Origin of the sequence: Cryobacterium sp. 10I1, assembly GCF_035019805.1 — a bacterium.
Classification (GTDB): Bacteria; Actinomycetota; Actinomycetes; order Actinomycetales; family Microbacteriaceae; genus Cryobacterium; species Cryobacterium glucosi.
The window spans coordinates 1-4516 of the sequence record NZ_JASJVF010000253.1; the positions used below are offsets into that span (position 1 = coordinate 1).

The window sequence follows — 4516 nt, forward strand, 5'->3', positions numbered from 1 at the left end:
GGGCACCCACCGGATGGTGAGTGCCCTGCGGGTGGTGCGAGTGGAGCGGGTGTTACAGGCCGGCGAGCTCGCGGACGGCTGCGTCGCCGGGGGCGGCGTTCATGAAGCTGGCTTCGATGTCGGCGCGCTCGAGGAGCTCGTCCATGCGGCGACGACGCTGCTTCGGGATCAGCGTGACGACGGTGCCGGACTTGCCTGCACGGCCGGTACGACCGGAGCGGTGCAGGTAGGTCTTGTACTCGTCGGGGGCGTCGGCCTGGATGACCAGGTCGATGTCGTCCACGTGGATGCCGCGGGCCGCGACATCCGTTGCCACCAGCACGTTGACGCGACCGCTGGTCAGCATCTGCAGGTTGCGGGTACGGCGGGCCTGGTTCAGGTCGCCGTGCAGGCTCGTCGCCTTCACGCCGGCGTCTTCGAGCTGCTCGGCGAGCTGCTCGGCGTACGCACGGGTGCGGGAGAAGATCAGCGTCTTGCCCTGGCGGTCGACGAGCTGGCCGATGATGGCGCTCTTGTCGCGGTGCTCGATGACGAGGACCTTGTGGTCGATCGTGGAGGAGGCCTGGTCTTCACCGGCGACCTCGTGGACGGCCGGGTTCGTCAGGAACTCCTTGACGAGCGAGGCGACGCCCTTGTCGAGGGTTGCCGAGAAGAGCAGCTTCTGGCCGCCCTTCTTGGTCTGGCGCAGGATGCGCTGGACGGGCTCGAGGAAGCCCAGGTCGCACATGTAGTCGGCTTCGTCGAGGACGGTGACGACGACCTCGCTGAGGTCGAGGCGACCCTGTTCGATGAGGTCCTCGATGCGGCCGGCGGTGCCGATGATGATGTCCACGCCGCGCTGGAGGGCGCTGACCTGGCGGTACTGCGGAACGCCGCCGTAGATCTGGGTGGTGAAGAGGCCGACGCTGCGGGCGATGGGCTGCACGGTACGGTCGATCTGCAGCGCGAGCTCGCGGGTCGGGGCCAGGATGAGCGCGCGGGGCTTGCGGGCCATCTTGCGGTCCTTGGCGCCGTTGTTCTCCATCAGCTTCTCCACGAGGGGAGCGCCGAAGGCGATCGTCTTGCCGGAGCCGGTCTTGCCACGGCCGAGCACGTCGCGCCCGGCGAGCACGTCCGGGATGGTCGCGGCCTGGATCGGGAACGGGCTGGCGGCACCGAGGGCGCCGAGCTCGCGGACGATGTTCTCGCCCAGGCCCAGGTCGCCGAAGGTCACGCCGACAACTTCGGCAGCCGTCGTCGCGATGGCTTCGAGGCGCTCGAGAACGACGTCGTCACCGGCGGCGAAGTGCGCCTTGGTGTCGCGGCTCGGGTAGAAGTTGCTGGAGTGGCCGCCGTCGTCGTGCGCGGAACGGTTGCTGCGGTCGGAGTGCGAACGGTCCGGGCGGTCGCCGTACGAGGGACGCTCGGTGCGAGCCGCACGGTCGGGGCGGTCGCCGTAGGAGGGACGCTCAGTGCGGGCCGGACGGTCGCCGTAGGACGGGCGGTCGGAGTGCGAACGCTCGGGACGGTCGCCGTACGAGGGACGCTCAGTGCGGGCCGGACGGTCACCGTAGGAGGGACGCTCGGTGCGGGCTGCACGGTCGCCGTAGGACGGGCGGTCGTTGTTGTAGGCCGGACGGTCGGTACGGGGACGGTCGTTGTTGTAGGCCGGACGGTCCGTGCGGGCCGGACGGTCACCGTAGGACGGGCGGTCGTGGTTATAGGTCGGACGGTCCGTGCGGGGACGGTCGTTGTTGTACGCCGGACGATCCGTGCGGGCCGGACGGTCACCGTAGGAGGGACGGTCCTTGTTATACGCCGGACGGTCGGTGCGCGGGGCGCGGTCGCCGTAGGACGGACGGTCGTTGTTGTACGACGGACGGTCGGTGCGGGGACGGTCGCTGTTGTACGACGGACGCTCAGAGCGGGCGTTGTACGTGGGGCGATCGGTATTGCTGTGCGTCGGGCGATCGGTGCGCGAGGCGCCGTTGTACGACGGACGGTCGTTGTTGTACGACGGGCGGTCGTTGCCGCGGGCGGGACGGTCGCCATAGGCGGGACGGTCATTGCTGCGGGCCGGACGGTCACCGTAGGCCGGGCGGTCGTTGGTGGGGCGTCCTGCGGCGCGGTCGGCGCGTTCGCCGGCGTTCCAGCGGGCCTTCTTGGGGGCGCCCGCATCGGCCTGATAGCCGCGGTGGCCCGGGCTCTTGCTGCCGTTGTTGGATCCTCCGCGGGAGGGTCCGCCCTTGGCGGCGTACTTCGGGTCGAAGTTCTTGTTGGATCGGCTGACAGCCGGATTGTTGCTCGTAGGCATAGAAAATTCCTGGGTTGTATTGGGTACATGGCAGAACAACGACGCACATGCATCGCAACCTGAGAACCCGGGCAGTCTATGGCCGGGGCCGTTCACATACAGTGATTTTTCACCAGCGGATTACTGGGAAACCGGCCCATCCTGACTTACAAACCCATCCGCGCATACAAATTCACACGGTGTCAAGAGCCGACCTGTCAACGTTACCGGATAGTCCCCCAAAAGTCACGGACCAGTTTCGGGGCACCCCGGGTTCGGTCGCCTACCGGCAGAAGAACCGGTTCGGGAGGTACCGTGTCGTGACAGAAGGAGACGGAGATGACGCGATCGGGCGTACGGCGGACCGTGCGGCACGCGCCCCGGTGGGTGGGATCGCAGCTGACCGCGGCTCGGCTGCTGGCCGCGGCGAAGGCCGCCCTCGCCGTGGCCATCGCGTGGACGGTCGCCGGATACCTGCCGGGGGTCGCAAACGAGTATCCCTATTACGCGCCGCTCGGAGCGCTCGTCAGCATGTACCCGACGCTGATGAGTTCGGTTCGAAACTCACTGCAGACCCTCGGCGGCCTCTTCGTCGCGATCGTGCTCGCGGGTGCGGTGCTGCTCGTGAGCGGTCCGAACGTGCTGACCATATCGCTGGCCGTCGGTGTGGGCGCGCTCGTCGCCGCGACAGGGGTGTTCGGCGCGAACCGGGAGTACATCCCGGTGACGGCCCTGTTCGTGCTCATCATCGGGGGACCGAATGCGGACGGGTACTCGATCGGTTACCTCGAGCAGGTGTCCCTGGGCATCGTGATCGGCCTTGCCGTGAACCTCCTGATCCTGCCGCCCCTGACCCTCGACGCGGTCGGCCGCCAGTTGTCGCACTACCGCGGCAGGCTCGCCGGCCACCTCTCCGACCTGGCCGAGGCCCTCACCGAGAACTGGCCGCCCGAGCGCGACGACTGGGCGAGCCGCGGCGACGAACTCATCAGACTCGTGCGCGACGTTCACGATGCCCTGTTCCACGCGGAAGACAGCCGCAAGGGCAACCCTCGGGCCCGCATCCACCGGCGCGACCTGGCCAGTGACCGGGACGACCTCGCCGCGCTCGAGACCGTCACGTTCCACGTGCGCGACCTCACCGATGTACTCGCCGGGGTCGCCTGGGGGGCTCCGATCGCCCTCGAACTGCATCCAGAGCTCAGGCCGCCACTCGCCCGGGCCCTGCTCGCGGTCGCCGCAGTGCTGACCGAGTGGGAGTCCGGCCGGGACGGAGACGCCGTCCTGACGGACTCTGGCGCATTCGAGACGGCCGAGACCGCCGTGGCCCAGCTGACGGCCGAGTTGGACACCCGGCACGACGCCACTCCCGCGACGGCGATGGGCGCCGCGACCGCGATTTCGCTGGACCTGACCCGGATCCTCGCCGCCCTCCGCCCTCGACTGGCCCGGACCGCGACCTGATGCGGGCTGTTCCGGCGGATGCCCGGACCCGGCCTCCCGATGTCGCCGCGCGGGAATCCGCCCGGGAATCCGGCCGGGACAGTCCAAGGACCGCGAACTACACTCGGTAGACGGCGGGCGGAGACAGGTGCGATCGAGAGTGCGGGCATGGAGCGTGATGGCGGCCGTCATCGCGCTGCTCGGTGCGTCCGTGACCGTCGCCATTCCCGCCCAGGCCGACGACTATCCGAGCTGGGCCGACGTCGAGGCCGCCCGCGCCTCGACCGCTGCGACCGAGGCGGAGGTGACCCGGATCGGCACCCTGCTGACCGGGCTCGAAACCCAGGCCGCGACGCTCGGAGACGCGGCGATCACCGCGAGCGCGGCATCCGCCACCGCCGACACAGAATCACGCGCGGCCGCTGCGCACGCCGGGGACCTCGCGCGCCAGCTCGCGACCGCGACCGAGAAGGCCCAGACAGCGGATGTCCAGCTCGGGCTTCTGGGTGCGCAGCTGTACCGCTCCGGGGCGAGCGACGCCGTCGCCACCCTGCTCCTGGTTCCGGGCCAGGCGAGCGACCTGCTGTCGGCCCTCAGCACCTCGACCCGGCTGAGCGAACTGACCTCCGGCATCCGCGACCGGGCGCTCGCGCAACGCAATCTCGTGCAGAGCCTCGAGGAACAAGCCGCCGTGGCGTCGACGGAACGCGACCGCCTCGCCGTCGAGGCGAAGGATCGTGCGGCGGCCGCGGCCGAGGCCCAGCGCGCCGCCGATGCGCAGCTCGCCGAGCAGCGCACACG

2 protein-coding genes and 1 pseudogene are annotated in these 4516 nt (G+C 69.7%); 2 read left to right on the forward strand and 1 reads right to left on the reverse strand.

Annotation, left to right across the window (positions count from 1 at the left end; all coding sequences use genetic code 11):
- Nucleotides 1–52: 52 nt before the first annotated feature.
- The gene (locus QN345_RS15870; RefSeq protein ID WP_323508853.1) at nucleotides 53–2293 is read right to left on the reverse strand and encodes a DEAD/DEAH box helicase; all 2241 of its coding nucleotides are present in this window, start codon (nucleotides 2291–2293) and stop codon (nucleotides 53–55) included.
- Between the two features lie 318 nt (nucleotides 2294–2611).
- Here QN345_RS15870 and QN345_RS15875 point away from each other — a divergent pair, with 318 nt between their 5' ends.
- Together QN345_RS15875 and QN345_RS15880 are read left to right on the forward strand one after the other, a co-directional pair.
- On the forward strand, nucleotides 2612–3736 hold the full coding sequence (locus QN345_RS15875) for an FUSC family protein (RefSeq protein ID WP_134446266.1): 1125 nt from the start codon (nucleotides 2612–2614) through the stop codon (nucleotides 3734–3736).
- 157 nt (nucleotides 3737–3893) lie between these two features.
- Nucleotides 3894–4516, forward strand: a pseudogene (locus tag QN345_RS15880) (hypothetical protein); the annotation flags it as partial.